Genomic DNA, 18,943 nt, shown 5'->3' with positions numbered 1-18,943 from the left:
CGTTGTTGGGTTAGGGTGCAGTGGGCTTAGTCGTCGCAGCTGCTCTCGCGCACGATCAGCTGGACTGGCACGGTTATCTGGGGGGCGTTTTCTTCTGGCTTGTGGAGCAATAATTCGACCCCGGCCCGCCCCAGCGCTTCCTTGTCCACACGGATCGTGCTGAGCGGGGGGATGGCGGCGGCCGCCGCGGCGATGTCGTCGAAACCGACGATCGCGATGTCGTGGGGGATCTTCATCCCCTCGTTCAGGCAATACTTCATGGCGGCCAGCGCGGTGCTGTCGTTGTAGCAAAAGACCGCATCGGCCCGTTTCGGCAGGCTGAGCAGGCTGCGCATGGCTTCCACCACGGCCTCCTCGCCCTCGCCCATGGTCGGCACGATGACTTCGAGGTCCGGATCGGCGTGCACCCTGGCGTCGAACAAGGCCTGGCGGAAGCCGCGGTTGCGCTGCTGGATGCTGTAGTGGGCCAGCGAGCCGGACAGCATGGCGATGCGCTTGCGGCCGCAGCGCAGCAGGTGCTGGGTGGCCAGGTAGCCGCCGCGCATGTTGTCGGGGTTGACCGAGGTGAAGCCGCGCCGGTGGATGTCCACCAGCACGATCGGCTTGCCGACCTGCTGCAGCGCCGCCAGCACCTCCGGCTCGAAGAAGCCGGCGCAGATGATGGCGTCGGGCTGGTGCACGCGTATCTGCGCCAGCACCGGCTCGGCCGGATCGACCGCGATGAAGGACAGGGCGACGCCTTCGCGCCGGCAGGCCTCTTCCGCGCCATGCAGCACCGGCGAGAAGAAGGGGCTGGAGGCCAGCGTGTTGTGCTGGCTGTGCAGCAGGAAGGCGATGCGGCGGATGCGGCCCTTCTTGAGCTGCGAGAAGTCGTAGCCCAGATGCAATGCCGCTTCGCGCACCTTGTTGCGCGTCGCCTCGGTCATGCCGGCCTGGTTCTTGAGGGCGCGCGACACGGTGCCGATCGACAGGCCGGTGGTCTCCGCAATGTCGCGCAGGGTAGCGTGGCTCACGTCCGCCTCCGTGTGCGGCGCGGGCGCTCATGCAGCGGAATCGAGTGCATGATGGGTCTCCGGTATTTTTGTTTAATAAACGCTTTTTTATCCCAGCCGTCTCTGGAGCGTCAACCAGGTCGGCTAAAACAGCGTGCTTTTTAGCGCGTTTTAGTAAACGATGGCATGTCGGCCAGGGAACGCAGGCGCAGCGCGCCGCGCAGCGCTTCGAGCCCCGCTTTCGACGACAGGCGCAGGGAGACGCTTTCGTTCGGCAACAGGGTCAGGGCATTGTCGGACAGCCCGGCATCGGCATCGGCGCCGTCCACATCGATCCAGACGGCGCGGGCGAAGCGCGCCGCGTGCAGCTCGAGCGCGTAGCCGGCGTCATCGCGGCGCAACTGCGCCTGCAGGCCAGGGTCGGGCCAGGCCATCTCCTTGGCCGCGCGGAAATACACGACCCCGCGCGACGCCGGCTCGCCCTCGGCCCGCAGCTCGAACACCGCGACGGTGCGCGCCGGGTCGGCGCCGCCGAGCAAATCCGCGTCCAGGTAATCGCCCGCCCTCGTCGACGACAGCGGCGCCAGCTCGACCGGCCTGCGCTCGTCGCGCAATACCTGGCCGTCGAGGCTCATCAGGCGCAGGCGCAGCTCGCCCCGCAGCGGCCGGGTGCGGTCGTTCAGCAGGCTGACGGTCGTCTTGCCCCCGGCGTCGCGCAGCGCGGCAAGCGCAACCGGCGCATAGAAGCGGCGCGCATGGAAGTGCAGCGCCTTCCAGCGCCCGAACCAGTCCACGCTCGACCAGGACGCGCCCGGCCACACGTCGTTGAGCTGCCAGTACAGCGAACCCATGGTGAACGGACGGCTGGCGCGGTGGTGCAGCGCGGCCAGTTCGATGCCCTCGGCCTGCGCGGCCTGGCTCAGGTAGACGAAGCCGGCGAAATCCTGCGTGGCGCCGAATTCGTAGTCGACGTACTTCATCAGCCGCTCGTTACCCTTGCCAGCAAGGAATTTTTGATGGGCCTCGATCACCGGCGCGGCGATGCCCTGCTCCGCGCGCCTGGCGAAGGCGTCGATCGTGGCCTGCACCGGCCAGGCCTGCAGGCCGTACTCCGACATGAAGCGCGGCGTGATCTCCAGGTATTTGCTTGGCGGGTAAGCCGGGTTGCCCCACACCTCCCAGTAATGCATGTCGCCGCTGGCCGGGGTGTTCGCCACCTCGGCCAGGTCGTCGCCGGGCGAACTGGCCCAGTAGGCGATGCCGCCGCCCTCCTCCGCGACCACCTTGCGCAGGTCGGCGCCGAACAGCTGCACATAGCCCTTCCACACCTTGTCGGCGAGGCTTGGGGCGGCGGCCTTCATTTCCTTGCCCGCACCCCAGTATTTCCAGGCGATCTCTTCCTCATTGTTGCCGCACCACAGGGCCAGGCTAGGGTGATTGCGCAGGCGGCGCACGTTGTCGCGGGCTTCCGCCACCACATTGGCGCGGAAGGCTTCGTCGTAGGCCGGCGGCATGCCGCCGCCGAACATGAAGTCCTGCCAGACCAGCAAGCCCAGTTCGTCGGCCAGGTCGAAGAAATCCTCGCTCTCGTAATACCCGCCGCCCCAGCTGCGCAGGAAATTCATGTTCGCATCGGCGGCCGATTGCAGCACGCGGCGCAGCCGGGCCTTGCTCACGCGCGGCTGGAACATGTCGAAGGGGATGGTGTTGGCGCCCTTGGCGAAGACCGGGATGCCGTTGACGGCGAAGTAGAAGCTGCGGCCCCTGTCGTCGGGATCGCGGCGCAATTCGATGCTGCGCAGGCCGGTGCGTGCGCCGGCCCTGGCAATCGCGGCCTTGCCTGCGCCCTTGCCATGCTCGGCCCGGACTTCCAGCTCGTAGCGGTACAGCGGCTGCGCCCCGTAGCCGTTCGGGTACCAGCGCTGCGGCCGGTCGACGTGCACGGGGAGGTCGATGCGGTTCGCGCCGGCGTGCAGTGCGACGCGCTGCCGCGCCGCCAGCGAGCGCCGGCCACCCGGGGTCGTCTGCCACAGGCGCAGCTCGGCCGCGCCGTCGCGCACCGCGTCGAGCGAGGCGATGGCGGCGATGTCGGCGCGCGCGGCGTCGACGTGGTCCTGGCGCAGTTGCAGGTCATCGATGCGCACCGCATCCCAACTCTGCAGCACGACCGGTTTCCAGATGCCGGCGGTGACGTAGCGCGGGCCCCAGTCCCAGCCGTAGTGGTAGCCGGGCTTGCGCGCGAAATTCGCGGTCATCGCGTCCTTCGGCTCGTCGCCGTAGGGAGAGGGATAGTTGCCGAGCAGCTTGTGCGGCATTGCCTCGACCTGCGGCAGCAGCTTCGCGATCGGCGAATGCAGCACGATGCGCAGGTCGTTGCCCCGGGCACGCAGCCGGCCCTGCACCGGCAGGCGCCAGGTGCGGAAGGCGTTGTCGGCATCGAGCAGCTTGACGCCGTTCAGCCAGACCTCGGCGAAGGTGTCGAGGCCGTCGAGCACCAGGTCGCTGCGCGCGGCCGACAGTGCGCCGCGCGGCGCGTCGAAGCGCGTGCGGTATTCCCAGTCGGCCAGGCCGATCCATTGCAGGCCGGCTTCGGGCGCGCCCACATACGGGTCGGGAATCACCCTGTTCGCGAACAGGTCGGTATGCACCGTGCCGGGCACCGCCGCCGTGTGCCAGGGCGCGGCTTCGGGATGGGACGCCGCCTGTGCGTTGCCGGGAACCAGGCGGAAGCGCCAACCCTTGTCGATCGCGAAGCCGTCCGGCGTGGCCGCCATGGCCGATGCCGCGCCCGCCGCGGCCAGGACCAGGCACAGTCCCAGGAAGCGCCGCGCCCTCATGCCGCCGGGGCTTTCCAGTAGCGATCGATCCACTCCTGGTGGGTCGGCATCGCGGCAACGGCATGCGCCAGCAGCGCGCGCATGCTGTCGACATGGTCGAGCAGCCGGTCTTCGGGCATCTCGTCCACCATCGGGTGGTAGCCTTGCGGCACGATGCGCTGGCCCAGCATCACCTGGACCCAGCTCGGCAGCGCGAAGAAATCCTCGCCGTTGCGGAAGTAGCGGCCATCGGCGCGGAACAGGTCCATCGCCTCGCGCAGGCTGTCCGGGATAGCCATTGTGCGGCAATAGTCCCAGAACGGCGTGTCCTTCCGTTCGGTCGCGTGGTAGTGGAGAATCAGGAAATCGCGGATCCGTTCGAATTCGAACACGGAATCGCGGTTGTAGCGTTCGGCCAGCAGCGGATTGAAGTCGCGCGTGGGGAATAAGCTCAGCAGGCGCGTGATGCCCGACTGGGCCGAGTAGATGCTGGTCGACTCGAGCGGCTCCAGGAAGCCGCTGGCCAATCCCAGCGCCACCACGTTCTTGTTCCACAGCTTCTTGCGCATGCCGGTGGTGAAGCGCAAGGGACGCGGCTCGCCCAGCGGCTTGCCGTCCAGGTTCGCCAGCAGGGTCGCGGTGGCTTCGTCGTCGCTGAGGTGTTTGCTCGAATAGACGTAGCCGTTGCCGGTGCGGTGCTGCAGCGGGATCCGCCACTGCCAGCCGGCCGCGCGCGCGGTCGAGCGCGTATAAGGCGTGATCGGAGCGACGCTTTCGCAGGGCACGGCCAGCGCGCGGTCGCAGGGCAGCCAGTGCGACCAGTCCTCGTAGCCGGTATCGAGGGTCTGCTCGATCAGCAGGCCGCGGAAACCCGAGCAGTCGATGAACAGTTCGCCATCGACGAGGCGGCCGCTTTCCAGCGTCACCGACTCGATGAAGCCGTCGCCGGCGCGCTGCTGCACCCCGACGACCTTGCCCTCGATGCGCTGCACGCCGCGCTGTTCCGCCAGTTCGCGCAGGAAGCGCGCGTACAGGGTGGCGTCGAAGTGGTAGGCGTAGGCGATGTCGGCCAGCGGCGAGTTCGGCGCGGCGTTGCGGTCGCCGGGCGCGAACTTGCCCTGCGGCGCCATCACGGTCTGCGGCGAATAGTCGCCGATCGGCCCCGCGCGCCCGGCCAGGTGCAGCTTGAGCCAGAACTGGTGGAAGGGTAGCGGCCCCAGCGAACGGCCGATGGCGCCGAAGCCGTGGATGTAGCTGTCGCCGATGCGGCCCCAGTCATTGAACTGGATGCCGAGCTTGACCGTGGCCTGGGTCCGCTTGACGAATTCGGCTTCGTCGATGCCCAGCCACTGCCCGTTGAACATCCGGATGTGCGGCACGCTGGCCTCGCCCACGCCGACGATGCCGATTTCCTCGGACTCGATCAGGCGGATCGTGGCGCCCTTGCCCAGGTAGGTGGCCAGGGCGGCGGCGGCCATCCAGCCGGCGCTGCCGCCGCCGACGATGGTGATGCGGTTGATGCGCTTGTGCGACTCCATACGGCCTCCCAAAAAAAAACCTCCCCGGCCTGCCAGGCCCGGGGAGGATGAAGGGGATTCAGAACTTGTAGTTCAGACCGACGTACGCGATGCGGCCGGCGTAACCGTTGGAGTAGAAGCGGTCCTTGGTGTCGTTGCCCAGGTGGGAACGGGTCTCCTGCCTGGTCAGGTTCAACACCGAGGCGGTCAGGCTCAGCTGCTTGGTGAAGTTGTAGGCCGCGTTCAGGTCGACCTGGCTGTACGGATCCTCATACACGTTCAAGCCGTTGATCAGGCCGTCCACCACTTCGCCGCGGCGGTTGTACGAAGCGCGCAGCAGCAGCTTGTCGGTTTCGTAGAACACGGTCAGGTTCAGCTGGTTCTTCGCGCTGCCGACCAGCGGCGACTGGCCGACGTTGGTGCCGTCTTCCAGGGTGATGGCCGCCTCGTTGGTCTTGTTGTACGTGTAGTTGAACTGGAAGCCGATACCGGAAGGCAGCGTATGCTGTGCGTAGAACTCGGCGCCCTGCGACACGCCGTTACGTCCGCCGGCGCTGGTCGAGTAGTTCTGCACCGTCACAGCCTCGCCGGCGACGCTCATGTTCACGTTCATGACGACCGGCACCGAGAAGTTGCTGACGTTCTTGCGGAACAGGTCGAGGCCGAGCACCGAGCCGCGCTGGTAGTACCACTCCAGGCCCAGGTCGAACTGGGTGGCCTTGTACGGCTGCAGGTTCTTGTTGCTGCCGCTGCCGAACCAGCCCACCTCGTCGCCGCCACCGATCAGGCGGCGGTCGTTGACGTATTCCTGGCTGTAGTTCTGCAGGCCGCCCGGGGCCGCGATGTCGCCGTAGCTCGGACGTGCGATCACCTTCGATGCGGCGGCGCGCAGCAGCAGGGTGTCGGTCAGGTCGTAGGCGACGTTCAGGCTCGGCAGCACGTCGTTGTAGGTGCGGTCGAGCGCGCTGACGGCGAAGGACTGGGTATGCGCGGTGCTGTCCGGCAGGGTTGTGAAGCCGCTCACGCAACCCGAACCGCTTGGCGCGCCGGCGGCCGGTGCGCCGCCCGCCTGGCAAGGCGCCGGTGCGCCGTTGGCGCCGTTGTAGAAGTAGTCCTTGTAGTTGTCGACCTGGTCGGTCGAGTCGGCATGCTGCTTGGTGCGCACCAGGCGTACACCGAAGTTGCCGCGCATGCGGTCGGCCTTGAAGTTGGCCTGCAGGTAGGTCGAGGTGATCTTCTCGTCGACGTTGTAGACGAAGTTGTCTTCGTTACGCGTCTGCTGCTGCCCGTAGGTCTTGTTCAGGTAAGCGATGTAGCTCGCGTAGTCGATCGCCGGGAAGGCGCTGGCCTTGATGCCGCCGGCCAGGTTGCCCAGCGATTGCGAGTACAGGAAGGACGGCTGGAACTTGTTGGCGGTCGGATCGCAACCGGCCTGGTAGCGCGCGTCGTAGTTGCTCGGATCGGCGCCCGGGCAGACCCAGTAGTTGTTGCCGGTGTTGCGGTGGATGCCGCCGTCGCGGTACTTGGCGCCGAACTGCAGCGAGTCCAGGTAGTTGAAGTCGGTATGCCAGGTGAAATCGGCCTGGGCGTAGTTCTGCTTGTTGCTGTTGTGGGTCCACGAGGACGAGGTCGAACCGAGGTCGATCTCGCCGATGCCCTTCGCCAGGTTGGCCATCAGTTCCGGCGAAAAGGTCATGGTCGGCGTGCCGGCCGTGTTCCAGGCGCTGGCGTAGTTGCCGAGGGTCCAGCTGCCGTCCGCATTCTGCACGCGCGGCTTGATCGGCATGGTGAACTGCAGCGACGGACCGCCCGAGGCCCAGGTGCGGCCGGCCTTGAAGTCGGCGTCCAGCGACGCGCCGCGCCATTCGGCGCCGATGTCGAAGGTCTGCGAGCGCGCTTTTTCGCGGTTGTAGCTGCCGGTGATCTGCGGGGTCGGGATGGTGCAGTCGTCCGGCCCCCAGCCGCCCGGTTTCTGGCCCGCCGCCGCGGCCTGCGCTTCGCTGCAATAGTAGGTCTTGCCCGGATGGGCGCTGTAGTTCGCGCCGGTGACGATGGTGCCGCTCGGATCGAATGTCAGGCCGTCCAGCATGCGGCCGCCCGGCCAGTTGCCGTCGCCGTCATAGCGGGCCAGGTTCCACTCCGGGATCTTCAGGGTATTGGTCTGCGAGTTCTGCGACAGGTCGAAGCGGAAGTAGTTGGCCGTCAGGTTCAGGTTGCGCATCGGCTTGAACTGCAGGGTCAGCTGGCCGCCCTTGCGTTCGCGGTCCTCGGTCTTGACGCTCTCGTTGACCGAGGTCGGCATCATGAAGTTGGTGTAGTACTTGCCGCTCTGGTCGTAGAAGCCCGACTGGCCCCACCAGCGCGAAGTCAGGCCCGAAGGCCGGCCGTTGACGTCGGTGGCCGGATGCGTCTTGTAGTCATCCGCGTACCACTGCCAGTTTTCGGTGCTGCCGGCCATGGTGCGCGTGGTGCGCTTCTGCTGGGTATAGCCGACCAGGACGCCGAAGCGGTTGCTCTCGTCATGCCAGGCGTACTGGCCGGAGAACTGGCCGTCGCCCTTCTTGGTCGTGTCGGCCCAGGTGCCCTCGGCGTTGACGAAGCCGCTGCCCGACTTCACCTCCAGCGGACGGCGGGTGTGCAGGATCACGGTGCCGCCGATGCCGCCCTCGTCGATGCGCGCTTCCGGCGTCTTGAACAGCTCGGCGCTCGACAGCATGTTCGACGGCATCAGGGTGTAGTTGAAGGAACGGGTCGGATCGCCGTTGGATTCGGCGGTGGCGACGTAGTTGCCGTTCAGTTCGGTCAGGGTCAGTTCCGAGGACAGGCCGCGGACGCTGACGTTCTTGCCCTCGCCGCCGCTGCGGTCGATGATCACGCCCGGCACGCGCTGCAGCGCGTCGGCCACGTTCTTGTCTGGGAATTTACCGATATCCTCGGCGGTGACCACGTCGACCACCGCGTTGGCGTTGCGCTTCTGGTCGAGGCTCTTCTCGATCGAATAGCGGTAACCGGTGACGACCACTTTCTCCGGTTGCGGGGTATCGGCCTGCGGCGCGGCCGGCTGGTCGGCGGCGGTTTGCGCTTGGGCAGTGCCAATGCTCAACATAGCCAAAGCAACTGCCGTGGCAATCGGGGTTGCGCACAGGCGCCCGCCCTGTCGAGAAGCAAGAACGTTCCTGAACATCATATGCAGTCTCCTTATCGTGCCCTATCGATGGGCTTCTTGTATTGACTTGGTGGCAGGCCTGGGGACATTTACTAAACGCTTGTTTTGGCAGCCCTGCGCCGTCGGGTATCGCACTTCGCCCTGTAGAAGTTATACAAAAGTTGTCGATACGAGCTCAACAGATTTTGAAAAAACGGGCGCAGTTTAGCCGTGTTTTCGTAAACACGATCTTGTCGGGGCCGCCGTTTTTCCTGTTGCCGGAGACGAATAAAAAAGCTCCCCTGCGGCCATCGGCGATGGCGGCAGGGGAGCTTGCAGGGCCAGCCGGTACGGCTGGATGAATGGACGCTGTCTACACTTTCCTGAGCGCCGAGGGCTTGTGCGCAGCCTCGGCGCCAGTCTCGTCGCTGACGACCAGGTACTCCGGATTCTCTTCCGACGCGGCCACGTGGTGGCCCTTGATCTCGATCGGCGAGGTCAGTTTCTTCTTGACCGTGCCGCGCACCACGCCCTGCGCCGCATGCCATTCGACTTTCTCGCCGGGCTTGAATGTCTGGGTCATGATGCCTCCTTTGTCCAGGACAGCCATTTGAACATGGGAGCGCTTCCCCCGCCGTACCTTACCCGGCGGATACGTGACGCCAGCCATTCGGAAGCTTGGCTATACTGAATTCAAGCCATGATCGGTACGCAATGCCATCGCGCTTGCTGTCGCCGGTCCATCCTTCATGCTTCACAGACTGACAGGGGGTAACATGCAGACGACCTGGATTGTGTCGGCCAACGCCGGCCGCGCTCGGATTTTTTCGGATTACGACCCGGCGGAACCGCTGGAAGAAATCGATGACCTGGTGAGCACCGCTGCGCGCCTGCGGACATCGGAGATCAACACGGACGAGGTCGGGCGCACGGCCGCCGGCAGCAGCAGCCACGGCATCGGCGGCAACGAAGCGGCGGGCTTTGCGCACAACGCCAAGGCCGGCGCACCGAACAAGGCCTACCAGCCGGCCCAGACGCCGCAGGAGCACGAAGCCGAACAATTCGCGAAAGACATCTCGAAATACCTGATGGACGCGCACCAGGAAGGCCGTTACCAGCAACTGGTCATTTCCGCCTCGCCGCAGTTCCTCGGCGCCCTGCGCACCTATCTCGATCCGCACATCAAGCCGCTGATCAAGCTCGAGGTCAACAAGGACTACACGCACTCGAACGCGCAGCAGCTGCGCGAGCAGATCCGCGAGCAGCTGCAGGCCCAGCGCGCCAACAAGCTGCAATAAACGCCCCGCTGCATTGCGCCGACAACGCCAGCCTGAAGCGGCTGGCGTTTTTCATGGCAGGCGCTCGAAGTTCACCCGACACGTACGTCACTAAGCCTGTCTCAACTCGACCCGACTCCCTCGCGTGCACCCGGGCGCCCGGCCAGACAATGACATCACATCGTGTCGTCCGAGGAGCTGTCATGCAGCCCGAGCGCGTGCGGACCCTGCTGGTCATCCTGTTCCTGGCGCTGTTCCTGGGCTCGCTGGCCGCCTGCGGCGGCGGCGGGGGCAGTCCGGGCCAGACCAACACCAACATCCAGCTGCAGGGCGTCAGCACCGGCAATCTGAGCGTCACGGTCGTCAACCTGCCGTCCGGGATCCGTGCCGCGGTGCATGTGAGCGGGCCCGGCAATTACGCCGCCGATCTCGCCGGCACGCAGATCCTGTCCGGCCTCGTGCCGGGCGATTACACGATCAGCGCCCAGCCGGTCGCGGTCGGTGCCGGCACCTGGTTTCCCTCGCCCGCCACCCAGACCGTGAGCGTCGCGGTCGGCGCCACCGCCGCGGCCAGCGTGAGCTATGCGCTGCCCGCCGTGCAGCTCGGGAACGCGCCGGCGCCAGGCTGAGCAGCTCGGCTGCGCCGTGGATGCCGCCACCCTGCTAGGATGGCGGTTCAACGCGCAACCCGACCGATGCCATGCCTGTTCCTGTTTCCCGCCTCGCCATCCTCGCCCTCGGCCTGCTCGGCGCCACCATCACCGTGCTGGCCGCCGGACGCGAGCGCCATGAGGCGCCCGAGCTCGTACCGATTCCTTCCCTCGACGTGCCGCGCTACCTCGGCACCTGGTACGAGATCGCGAAGTACCCGAACCGCTTCCAGAAGCAGTGCGACGGCTTCACCACCGCCCACTACAGCCTGCAGCGGGACGGCAACATCCAGGTGATCAACCGCTGCCGCCGCGCCGACGGCCGTTTCGATGAAGCGGTCGGCAGCGCGCGCCAGCTCGGCCCCGCCGATTCGCCGAAGCTGCAGGTGCGCTTCGCGCCGGGCTGGCTGTCCTTCCTGCCGCAGGTCTGGGGCGACTACTGGGTGATCGACCTCGATCCGGATTACCAGCTGGCGGCGGTGAGCGAACCGAAGCGGGAGTATTTGTGGATCCTGTCGCGCACCCCGACCGTGCCGCGCCAGGCCCTGGCCAGCCTGCTCGACCGGCTCGAACGCCAGGGTTTCGACCTCGGCCGGCTGGAGGCGACCCGGCAGGCACGCTGATCCCGCTTACCAGGTGAAATCGTCCGGGATCTTGAAGTCGGCGTAGGGATCGTCTTCCTCGACCGCCTGCGGCGCGGCCTTGGTCACGCGCACCACGATCTCGGGCGCGCGCTCGGCGATCTTGTCGGCGATCACGCGCGGCACCAGCTCGAAGCCGCCGCCCTGGCCGATGATGGCCAGGCGCCCGGCCACCAGGTGGTCGCGCACCTTTTCCGATACGTAGATGCGTTCGATCTTGCTGCCGATCGTGAAGTTGTAGGCGATGTCGCCATTGCCCTTGGGCTGGCGGTTGGTGGCGACCATCTGCGCGATCTGGGCGGCGACGGCCTTCTGCGCGGCGGCGGCGTCGCGCTGGGCGTTCAGCTCGCGGGCGCGCTCGGCCTGCTTGCGCTGCGCCTCGAGCGCGGCCTCGCGCGATTCGTTCTGCTTCTCGACGCCGGTGCGCAGCTCGATCTTGTGCTGCTTGCTCTTTTCCTGGTTGGCCAGCTTGACCTTTTTCTTGTCGACCAGGCCGGCCTTCAGCAGCTGCTCTTGCAGGGAAACCATCTTGTGACTCCATATGTGTGAAGCCGCAAGCATAGCAAACGCGCTGCTTAACGTGAGAGGAAAAAGCGCAACATCTCGGCCGAGGCATTCGGCCCGGAAGGATCGGCATACGAACCGGCCGTGCTGCCGCCCGACCAGGCGTGGCCGGCGCCGTGCAAGGTCCAGTGCTCGGCCACCACCTGCCCGGCAGCGTCCAGCACCATCGCCCGGACATGGCCCTTGCCCTGCTCCTCGATCTCGGTCAGGGAGGCATCGCCGCCGAACTGGCGGTACACGGCCTGCCCGTTCGACGGGTGCACGGTGGCGTCGCGGTCGCCGTGGAAGACGATCGCGCGGACCCGGCCGGATGCCGCTGCCTGCCGGCGCGCACCCTGGTGATTGCCCTTCATGGCCTGCAGCCCGGTGATCAGGTCGCGCGCACTGCCGGCCGCCAGCCCGGAATGCACGCCGACCGCCGCATACAGCTCGGGATACGCCTGCGCCATCACGGCCGCCATCGCGCCGCCCGCCGACAGGCCGGCCACGTACACGCGCGCCGCGTCGCCGTCATGTTCTCGCAACACCTGCCGGGTCATGCCGGCGATGATCGCCGGTTCGCCGGCGCCGCGCTCCTGGTGCGCCTTGTCGAACCAGTTCCAGCACTGCGAGTGGTTGGCGCTGGCGGCCTGCTCCGGGTACAGCACCAGGCAGCCGCTTTGCTCGGCCGCCAGGTTCATCGTGGTGCCGGCGGCGAAATCCTCCGGGTCCTGCGTGCAGCCATGCAGCATCACCAGCAGCGGACGCGGTCCGGGGCTGGGGCTGGAAGGCACGTAGAGGCGGTAATTGCGGGTGCCGGCTTCGTTGGTATAGCTGCCGTGCAGGAAGGCGCCGGCGCCGAGCGTGTCCGCGCCGCGTTCCGTCCTTGCCGTAGCGCGGTTCCAGGCCGGCATGCCCTTCAGGTCGGGAAAAGGCATGCCGCCCGTGCGTGCGGCCGGCTGCGCGGTCGTCAACAGGCCCGCCTTTTGCAAGGCTTCCTGGATGAGTGCCGTGGCCGCGGCCGGGTCCTTGCCCTGGCCGGAGCGCACCGCGCCGAGTATGTTTTCGACAAATTGTTCGTAAGGTTTCATAGTGTTCCTTCAGGATGCGATACGGTCGGCGAGCGCCGCCTTGACGGCGCCGGATGCCAGGAAGGCGCCCAGCACGTGAAGCGAGGCGATCGCCTCGCGCGCCAGTTCAGGGCTGACGTCATCGTCGATGGAAGCCAGGCCGAGCACGTGGATCTCGAGCCGTTCGCCGGCGGCGACGGTCCTTTCCAGCTCGGCCTTCGAATAGCGCTGCATGCCCATCACGTAGCGCTTGCGCGTCACGGTCTGGCGGATCGCCTCGCCATGCAGCTCCAGCTGCTTGCGGATCGCCATGCGCACGAAGTCGGTGCGGTTGGTATAGAAGCCCTCCTCGACCAGCAGGTCCATCTGCGCGAGGTCGACCAGGCCGAGGTTGATCGTGACCTTTTCGGTATCGGGGAATCTGGGTTTGGATTCGACAAGTTTCATGAATATACTCTCCTTATACTCCATATGGAGTATAGGAGGAGTATTTCAAGGCCTCAGCGACGGAAGAACCACAACAGCAGCGAGACCACGACCGAGATCACGAGGCAGGTCACGATCGGAAAGCTGAAGCTGAAGCCTTCGCGGACGATGTGGATATCGCCGGGCAGGCGGCCCAGCGGCAGGCGGCGCAGCCAGGGCCACAGGAGACCGGCGGCGAGGAGGACGAGGCCGGAGAGGATGAGGAGTTTTTGCATGATGTTGGATCGCAGCGCCAGAACGTCGTTCCCGCGGAGGCCGGAACCCAAGTCTGCGTCGACAGCCGACATCATATGCCATGGGTACGCGACGAACATTGGCTCCCCGCCCGCGCGGGGAGACCATTCTGCCGAAACCGGCGCGTGCGGGGCGCGCCTTAGCCGGCCAGCATCGGCAGGCGCGACGTGGAAGGATTCTTTCCGGTGCGGAACACGCTGACCGCCCGCGCCAGTTGCATGGCCTGGTCCTGCATCGCCTCGGCGGCGGCGGCCGCTTCCTCGACCAGGGCAGCGTTCTGCTGGGTAACCTCGTCCATCTGCACCACCGCCACGTTGACCTGCTCGATGCCCGCGGTCTGCTCGGCGCTGGCAGCCGTGATCTCGGCCATGATGTCGGTCACGCGCTGTACGCTGCCGACGACTTCGCGCATGGTTTCGCCGGCCTGTTCGACCAGGCGGCTGCCGGCCGCTACGCTGGCTACCGAGTTATCGATCAGCGCCTTGATTTCCTTCGCCGCACTGGCCGAGCGGTGCGCCAGGTTGCGCACTTCGCCCGCCACCACCGCGAAACCGCGGCCCTGCTCGCCGGCGCGTGCCGCTTCCACCGCCGCGTTCAGGGCCAGGATATTGGTCTGGAAGGCAATGCCGTCGATCACGCCGATGATGTCGGCGATCTTGCCCGAAGCCGCATGGATGTCCTGCATGGTGCCGACCACCTGCTCGACCACTGCGCCGCCGCGCTCGGCCACGCCGGAGGCGGCCTTGGCAAGCAGGTTGGCCTGGCGCGCATTGTCGGCATTGTGCTTGACGGTCGAAGTCAGTTCTTCCATCGAGGCGGCGGTTTCTTCGAGCGAACTGGCCTGCTGCTCGGTGCGGCTCGACAGGTCCTGGTTGCCGGCCGCGATCTGCTGGCTGGCGGTGCCGATCGCATCGCTGCCGCTGCGCACCTGGCCGACGATGCCGAGCAGCGATGCATTCATCTTCTGCAGCGTTGCCAGCAGCTGGCCGATCTCGTCGTTGGAATCGATGCGGATGGTCTGGGTCAGGTCGCCGTCGGCCACGCTTTGCGCCAGGTGGAGGGCTTGTCCGATCGAGGCGCCGATGCCGCGGATCAGGAAGAAGGCGACGGCGCTCCCCAGCAGGCAGGCTGCCACCGCCAGTGCGATCGATTCGATGCGTGCCCGCGCGTAGCGGGCTTGCGCGGCCTCGTTCTCCTCCCGGGCAACCCGCACCTGCAGCTTGACCAGCGCCTCCATGCTCGCTTGCACAGGTGCATAGAACTGCAGCAGCGATCCGGATGCCACTTCCTTGAGGGTGTCGAGATCATTGTCGCGCAACGCCGCCATCGCGGGCTTCAACCCCTTTTCCAGGTATTGCGTGCGGTTTTGCACGAAATCCGCTGCGAGGGCTTTTTCCTCGTCGGTCAGGTAGGTCGCCATGTAGGCCTTCCACAGACCGGTGATTTCCCTGACCCGGTCGTCGGACTGGGCGCTCAGGGTGCGGCTGTCGATGCCGCCAAGCGCGGCGCGCATGATCGCGGTCTGGTTCTGCTCCATCAGCGACAGCGCATGGCTGAGATCCCGGAGCGCGATCAGCCGGTCGTTGTAGACGCTCTGCAGTGCGGCGTTGGTCGCCTTCAGGTTGGCCATGCCGGTGACGCCGACGGCGATAAGCGCCGCGACCAGAAAAGACGTGAGGAAAACGAGGCGCGCTTTGATACTGGTGTTCTTAAACATGGGAGAAATGGGCTGTGCGAGGCAAGGTCGACACTCTAGTTGAAGTCAATATAATTCCATAAGGAAATTTTATGATTGTGGATGGATCGTCACATGCCAAGGAATTTTGTTGCATTAAGGAATCTTGCTAGACCAAAAGAAACTGATGCCGGGAACAAAAACGTTAAAATCCGGTCTCTGACTGTCAACTTGTCCCGCCCGTGACCCTGCCGATGCCCTCTCTTCGTTTCGCCCGCTGGCTGCGCCGCGGCTTCGCCTGCGCCCTGCTGTCGGGCGGGCTGGCGCAGGCGGCGGGACCGCAGCCGGTGCTGCTGGGGATGGACGGCGAATTCGGGCTCGACAACAGCACCTCGGCCCAGGCCGTCGAACTGGGCATGCGCACCGCCATCGCCGAGATCAATGCAGCCGGCGGCGTGCTGCACGGACGGCCGCTCGAACTGGTGATCAAGGACCACCGCTCGATTCCCGCGCGCGGCATCCGCAACATCCAGGAATTCGCGCGCATGCCGGGCCTGGTGGCGGTGTTCGGCGGCCGCTTCAGTCCGGTCATCATCGAGGAGCTGCCGACCCTGAAGGCCACGCACACCCTGTTCATGGCGCCCTGGTCCTCGGCCGATGCGATCGTCGACAACGACATGCGGCCGAACTATGTCTACCGCCTGTCCTTGCGCGATTCGCTGGCCATGCCCAGGCTGCTGCGGGCGGCCCACCGGCGCCATCTGGACAAGGTCGGGCTGCTGCTGACGAATACCTCCTGGGGCCGCAGCAATGCGGAAGCGGCCGAACGGGCAGTGCCCGCCATTCCCGGCATGACGATCGCCGGCATCTCCTGGTACAACTGGCGCGACACCTCCCTGGTCGGCAGGTACCAGCAGCTGCGCGCGGCCGGCGCCCAGGCCATCGTGCTGGTGGCGAACGACGACGAGGCGGCGGTGCTGGTGCGCGAAGTGGCCGCGCTGCCGAAGGAACAGCGGCTGCCGATCCTGAGCCATTGGGGCGTGACCGGCGGCGAGTTCGCGAAGCAGGCCGGGCCGGCCCTGCAGCAGGTCGACTTTTCCGTGATCCAGACCTTCAGCTTCTGGCACGCCGATCCGGCGCGCGTGCGGCGCTTCCTGGCCAGCGCCGGCCGGGTATCCGACGTCAGGCGGATCGAGGACATCAAGGGGCCGGTCGGCGTGGCCCATGCCTACGACCTGACCCATCTCCTGGCGCAGGCGATCGACCGCGCCGGCAGCACCGACCGCAAAGCCGTGCGCGACGCGCTGGAGCATCTGCCGGCCTGGCATGGCCTGATCAAGAACTACGCACCGCCCTTCACGCCGGCGCGCCACGAGGCGCTGGGCCCGGCCGAGCTGCTGATGGTGCGCTACCGCGCCGACGGCGCGCTGGTGCCGGCCGAGGAATGAGGATGGCGCCTGCCTCCCGGCCCGCCGGACTGTCGCGGCGCTTCGCGATCGCCGCCGCGATCCTGACCGCGGCCGCGATGCTGCTGATCTCGATCGTTTCGTTCTGGCTGATCGACCGCCAGCGCGAGCGCGCCAACGACCTGCTGCAGCAGCGTGAAGTGACCTTTCATGCGGCCACCGTCGGCCACAACCTGCAAGCGCTGAGCACCCGCCTGGCGGATGTCGCGGCCAGCCCGATCCTGGCCAACGCCCTGGTCGACAGCGCCGGCAAGGAAACCTACCTGACGCCCTTCCTGCATGGCCTGCGCCAGATGAACGGCATCCCGGTGCAAGTGATGTTCACCGATTTCGAAGGCCAGGAAATCGCCGACAACGGCGCCAACGGCTTCGGCGAGCGCGAGGCCGCCTGGCTGCGCGAGCGTCTGGCCAGCGGCGATGAGCGCCCCGCCCTGCTGGACGGCGAGCTGGTCGGCGTCTATCTGCTGCGCTACTCACGCACCCGCACGCCGGAAGGCGCATTGATGTACAAGGTCCGGCTGGCCGACCTCAAGCCGGCGCCCTGGGCCGTGCTCGAACCCGACGGCGTGCGCCGCGCGCAGGCGCGCGAGATCAGCGCGCCGGTGCCGCTGCCGCCCCGCCTGGCGCACCTCGGCCTGGTATTGCGCGAGGACGAGCGCCGGCTGGCGGCGCCGCTCGAGACGCCTGCGCCGCAATACCTGCTGATCGGCGCCAGCACGGCCGCGCTGGCGCTGCTGGTGTTCCTGCTGGCGCAGCGCCTGGCGCTGGGGCTGACGCGCGACCTGCGCGGCCTGGAAGCCTTTTCCGCCAGCCTGGGCGATGCCGGCATCAGCAGCCAGCGCGCGCCGCTGGCCGGCAGCCGCGAAGTGGTCAGCCTGGCCGGCGCCCTCAACCGCATGCTCGACCGCCTGTACGAGCAGCACACGAACCTGGAGGCCGAGCGCCGCAAGTTCCACCAGCTGTCGAACAACATCCCGCAGATGGTGTGGATGGCCGACCCGGACGGCAGGATCGTCTGGTTCAACGACCGCTGGTACGAGTTCGCCGGGATCGCGCCAGGCTCGGTCTCGATCGACGACTGGCAGAAGCTGCACGACCCGAACCTGCTGCCGGATGTGATGCGGCGCTGGCGCCAGGCCATCGTCAGCGGCCAGCCGGACCAGATGACCTTTCCGCTGCGCGGCGCGAGCGGGCGTTACCGCAGCTTCTTCTGTTCGATCGCGCCGCTGCGCGACGCCGGCGGGCGGATCGTCCAATGGTTCGGCACCTGCACCGACGTCAGCCAGCTCGAGGAAGCCGAGCGCGCGGTGCGCCACAGCGAGGAGCGCCTGCAGCTGGGACTGGTGGCGGCGCGCATGGCGGTATGGGAGCGCGATCCGGTCGAAGGCACGCTCAGCTTCTCGGCCAACCTGCACAGTGTGTTCGGCACCAGCTGGAACAGGCTCGATGAGCTGTGGGAACTGATTCATCCCGACGACCGCGCGGCGCTGCGCGAGACGGTCGAGCACGCAATGCGCGAAGGCGGCGTCTACCGCGCCACGCCGCGCCTGCGCCGCCCCGACGACGGCCGCATCATCTGGGTCGATATCCGCGGCCGCCTCGGCCTCGGCCCGGACGGCCGCAGCAAGGTGGTGCACGCGATCGCGATCGACATCACGGAACGCAAGCACGCCGAGGAAGCGCTGCAGCTGGCGGACCGCCGCAAGGACGAATTCCTGGCGATGCTGGCGCACGAGCTGCGCAATCCGCTGGCGCCGATCGGCAGCGCGGCCGACATGCTGCGCATCGCCTATTCGGGCGAGCCGCGGGTGAAGCAGATCAGCGAGATCATCGCGCGCCAGGTGGCCCATATGCGCCACCTTGTCGACGACCTGCTGGACGTCTCGCGGGTGACGCGCGGCCTGGTCACGATCAACCGCCAGGCGATCGACCTGCGGCGCGTGGTGAGCGAGGCGGTCGAGCAGTCGCGGCCCCTGGTCGAGGCGCGCCGCCACCAGCTCGAGGTGAGGCTGCCGGAGCATGCCCTGACGGTCGGCGGCGACCATACGCGGCTGGTGCAGGTGGTGGCCAACCTGCTCAACAACGCCGCCAAGTACACCCACGAAGGCGGGCGCATCGAAGCCACGCTGGACGTACACGGGGCCCAAGCGCGCGTGACGGTGCGTGACAACGGCACCGGCATCGGCCCCGACCTGCTGCCGGTGGTGTTCGACCTGTTCACCCAGGGCTCGCGCACCCTCGACCGCGCCCAGGGCGGTCTCGGCCTCGGCCTGGCGCTGGTGCGCAAGCTGGTCGAACTACACGGCGGCCAGGTCACCGCCAGCAGCGCCGGCCAGGGCCTGGGCAGTATCTTTACCGTTACCCTCCCCCTGCTTTGATTTCCCTCAAACCGGGGTCAGACTCCGAATTTGGGCAATTTCCAAAACCGGGA

15 protein-coding genes are annotated in these 18,943 nt (G+C 66.9%); 5 read left to right on the top strand and 10 right to left on the bottom strand.

The genetic code is table 11. The features are described 5' to 3' along the window. Window positions 1-26 precede the first annotated feature (26 nt). The 5 genes from AM586_RS18335 to AM586_RS18315 all read right to left on the bottom strand — a co-directional run bounded on the left by AM586_RS18335 (window position 27) and on the right by AM586_RS18315 (window position 9,053). Window positions 27-1,013: a LacI family DNA-binding transcriptional regulator gene (locus AM586_RS18335; protein WP_047826561.1), complete on the bottom strand. Its 987-nt coding sequence runs from the start codon at window positions 1,011-1,013 to the stop codon at window positions 27-29. 140 nt (window positions 1,014-1,153) lie between these two features. Beyond that, entirely contained in the window at window positions 1,154-3,862 is a 2,709-nt protein-coding gene (locus AM586_RS18330; protein WP_229412935.1) for a glycoside hydrolase family 2 protein, read from the bottom strand. Further along, complete coding sequence (locus AM586_RS18325) at window positions 3,826-5,346, bottom strand: tryptophan halogenase family protein (RefSeq protein WP_047826560.1); 1,521 nt, start codon at window positions 5,344-5,346, stop codon at window positions 3,826-3,828. The genes AM586_RS18330 and AM586_RS18325 overlap by 37 nt, the downstream gene beginning before the upstream one ends. 58 nt (window positions 5,347-5,404) lie before the next feature. Then, on the bottom strand, window positions 5,405-8,431 hold the full coding sequence (locus AM586_RS18320) for a TonB-dependent receptor (RefSeq protein WP_229411283.1): 3,027 nt from the start codon (window positions 8,429-8,431) through the stop codon (window positions 5,405-5,407). 412 nt (window positions 8,432-8,843) lie between these two features. Beyond that, window positions 8,844-9,053 carry a DUF2945 domain-containing protein gene (locus tag AM586_RS18315; protein ID WP_047826558.1) on the bottom strand — a complete coding sequence of 70 codons (210 nt, stop codon included), beginning with the start codon at window positions 9,051-9,053 and terminating at the stop codon, window positions 8,844-8,846. Window positions 9,054-9,246: 193 nt separating this feature from the next. On the opposite strand from AM586_RS18315, the gene AM586_RS18310 reads away from it, so the two are divergent. The 3 genes from AM586_RS18310 (at window position 9,247) to AM586_RS18300 (ending at window position 11,020) form a co-directional block, all read left to right on the top strand. Next, on the top strand, window positions 9,247-9,768 hold the full coding sequence (locus AM586_RS18310) for a host attachment protein (RefSeq protein ID WP_047826557.1): 522 nt from the start codon (window positions 9,247-9,249) through the stop codon (window positions 9,766-9,768). A 182-nt stretch (window positions 9,769-9,950) separates the two neighbouring features. After that, the gene (locus AM586_RS18305) at window positions 9,951-10,376 is read left to right on the top strand and encodes a hypothetical protein (protein WP_047826556.1); all 426 of its coding nucleotides are present in this window, start codon (window positions 9,951-9,953) and stop codon (window positions 10,374-10,376) included. 71 nt (window positions 10,377-10,447) lie between these two features. Next, window positions 10,448-11,020 (top strand): lipocalin family protein, encoded by a 573-nt coding sequence (locus AM586_RS18300; protein ID WP_052234460.1) that lies wholly within the window; start codon window positions 10,448-10,450, stop codon window positions 11,018-11,020. 6 nt (window positions 11,021-11,026) lie between these two features. On the opposite strand, the gene AM586_RS18295 is transcribed toward AM586_RS18300, so the two are convergent. The 5 genes from AM586_RS18295 to AM586_RS29190 form a co-directional block, all read right to left on the bottom strand. Beyond that, window positions 11,027-11,566, bottom strand: coding sequence for a DUF2058 domain-containing protein (locus AM586_RS18295; RefSeq protein WP_047826555.1), 540 nt, complete (start codon window positions 11,564-11,566; stop codon window positions 11,027-11,029). A 47-nt stretch (window positions 11,567-11,613) separates the two neighbouring features. After that, on the bottom strand, window positions 11,614-12,672 hold the full coding sequence (locus AM586_RS18290; RefSeq protein WP_047826554.1) for a PHB depolymerase family esterase: 1,059 nt from the start codon (window positions 12,670-12,672) through the stop codon (window positions 11,614-11,616). Between the two features lie 9 nt (window positions 12,673-12,681). Then, window positions 12,682-13,098: a CopG family transcriptional regulator gene (locus AM586_RS18285; RefSeq protein ID WP_047826553.1), complete on the bottom strand. Its 417-nt coding sequence runs from the start codon at window positions 13,096-13,098 to the stop codon at window positions 12,682-12,684. Between the two features lie 53 nt (window positions 13,099-13,151). Next, window positions 13,152-13,352 carry a DUF2905 domain-containing protein gene (locus AM586_RS18280; RefSeq protein ID WP_047826621.1) on the bottom strand — a complete coding sequence of 67 codons (201 nt, stop codon included), beginning with the start codon at window positions 13,350-13,352 and terminating at the stop codon, window positions 13,152-13,154. Between the two features lie 158 nt (window positions 13,353-13,510). Beyond that, on the bottom strand, window positions 13,511-15,088 hold the full coding sequence (locus AM586_RS29190) for a methyl-accepting chemotaxis protein (protein WP_047826552.1): 1,578 nt from the start codon (window positions 15,086-15,088) through the stop codon (window positions 13,511-13,513). 212 nt (window positions 15,089-15,300) lie between these two features. Here AM586_RS29190 and AM586_RS18270 point away from each other — a divergent pair, with 212 nt between their 5' ends. Both AM586_RS18270 and AM586_RS18265 read left to right on the top strand, forming a co-directional pair. Next, window positions 15,301-16,494 (top strand): ABC transporter substrate-binding protein, encoded by a 1,194-nt coding sequence (locus tag AM586_RS18270; RefSeq protein WP_047826620.1) that lies wholly within the window; start codon window positions 15,301-15,303, stop codon window positions 16,492-16,494. 2 nt (window positions 16,495-16,496) lie between these two features. After that, window positions 16,497-18,890, top strand: a complete 2,394-nt coding sequence (locus AM586_RS18265) for a PAS domain-containing sensor histidine kinase (RefSeq protein ID WP_052234459.1) — start codon at window positions 16,497-16,499, stop codon at window positions 18,888-18,890. Window positions 18,891-18,943: the final 53 nt, after the last annotated feature.

Origin of the sequence: Massilia sp. WG5, assembly GCF_001412595.2 — a bacterium.
Classification (GTDB): Bacteria; Pseudomonadota; Gammaproteobacteria; order Burkholderiales; family Burkholderiaceae_D; genus Telluria.
Note: the sequence above shows the minus strand (reverse complement) of the source record. Positions and strands in the feature narration are given on the sequence as shown.

What these genes read in the sequence shown, in the direction of transcription:
- AM586_RS18325 (WP_047826560.1), bottom strand. Translation starts at nt 5,346, where the DNA reads ATGGAGTCGCACAAGCGCATCAACCGCATCACCATCGTCGGCGGCGGC.
- AM586_RS18280 (WP_047826621.1), bottom strand. Translation starts at nt 13,352, where the DNA reads ATGCAAAAACTCCTCATCCTCTCCGGCCTCGTCCTCCTCGCCGCCGGT.
- AM586_RS18295 (WP_047826555.1), bottom strand. Translation starts at nt 11,566, where the DNA reads ATGGTTTCCCTGCAAGAGCAGCTGCTGAAGGCCGGCCTGGTCGACAAG.
- AM586_RS18300 (WP_052234460.1), top strand. Translation starts at nt 10,448, where the DNA reads ATGCCTGTTCCTGTTTCCCGCCTCGCCATCCTCGCCCTCGGCCTGCTC.
- AM586_RS18265 (WP_052234459.1), top strand. Translation starts at nt 16,497, where the DNA reads ATGGCGCCTGCCTCCCGGCCCGCCGGACTGTCGCGGCGCTTCGCGATC.
- AM586_RS18285 (WP_047826553.1), bottom strand. Translation starts at nt 13,098, where the DNA reads ATGAAACTTGTCGAATCCAAACCCAGATTCCCCGATACCGAAAAGGTC.
- AM586_RS18315 (WP_047826558.1), bottom strand. Translation starts at nt 9,053, where the DNA reads ATGACCCAGACATTCAAGCCCGGCGAGAAAGTCGAATGGCATGCGGCG.
- AM586_RS18320 (WP_229411283.1), bottom strand. Translation starts at nt 8,431, where the DNA reads ATGTTGAGCATTGGCACTGCCCAAGCGCAAACCGCCGCCGACCAGCCG.
- AM586_RS18290 (WP_047826554.1), bottom strand. Translation starts at nt 12,672, where the DNA reads ATGAAACCTTACGAACAATTTGTCGAAAACATACTCGGCGCGGTGCGC.
- AM586_RS18270 (WP_047826620.1), top strand. Translation starts at nt 15,301, where the DNA reads ATGCCCTCTCTTCGTTTCGCCCGCTGGCTGCGCCGCGGCTTCGCCTGC.
- AM586_RS18310 (WP_047826557.1), top strand. Translation starts at nt 9,247, where the DNA reads ATGCAGACGACCTGGATTGTGTCGGCCAACGCCGGCCGCGCTCGGATT.
- AM586_RS29190 (WP_047826552.1), bottom strand. Translation starts at nt 15,088, where the DNA reads ATGTTTAAGAACACCAGTATCAAAGCGCGCCTCGTTTTCCTCACGTCT.
- AM586_RS18305 (WP_047826556.1), top strand. Translation starts at nt 9,951, where the DNA reads ATGCAGCCCGAGCGCGTGCGGACCCTGCTGGTCATCCTGTTCCTGGCG.